Genomic DNA, 578 nt, shown 5'->3' on the forward strand with positions numbered 1-578 from the left:
GTTCAGGAGGTAGATGCCGGAGCGCTTGGGGTCGAATCCGCCGGTGGGGTCGTGCTTGAGGGCGCCGATGGGCAGGTGGGTCTTGAAGGCGGCCAGGTAGGCCGCGTTGGTGTCGAGGACGTCGATGGCGGCCTGGAGGAGGGTGCCGGTGTGCAGCTGGTCCAGCAGGACGGCGTTGGTCCATTTATGGCGGCCCTCCCAGATCTCGTCGACGCCGTCCACGGTCTTCTTCTTGAGGAATTCGAGGATTTCCGGATAGACGGTGTGATCGTAATTTCCGCCGACGCGGGTTTCCGCGAAAAGTGCCATGGCGTTGGGCACGGCCTTTTTTACCAGGGCTTCGGTCGCGGCGTCGACGTCGCCGCGGTGCTCGGCGAGGGCCTGCTCGACGGTGCGGGTGATCTGGCCGGTGAAGTAGGAGTAGTCGCGGCCCGCGTAGCTGCCGCTGCTGGTGCTGGCCGGGCGGGCCGTACGGCGCGGCGCAGCCGCGGGGCCGGCCGGGCGGGCCGTACGGCGCGGCGCAGCCGCGGGGCCGGCCGGGGCCGTCTGGGCGGGCGCGGCGTCGGCCGGCTCCGGGT

At 70.8% G+C, this 578-nt stretch carries 1 pseudogene; it reads right to left on the bottom strand.

The window, feature by feature from the left end:
* Positions 1-578: pseudogene (locus tag AC13HU_RS38000) on the bottom strand (hypothetical protein); the annotation flags it as partial.

Source organism: Streptomyces sp. NH27, from assembly GCF_056859195.1.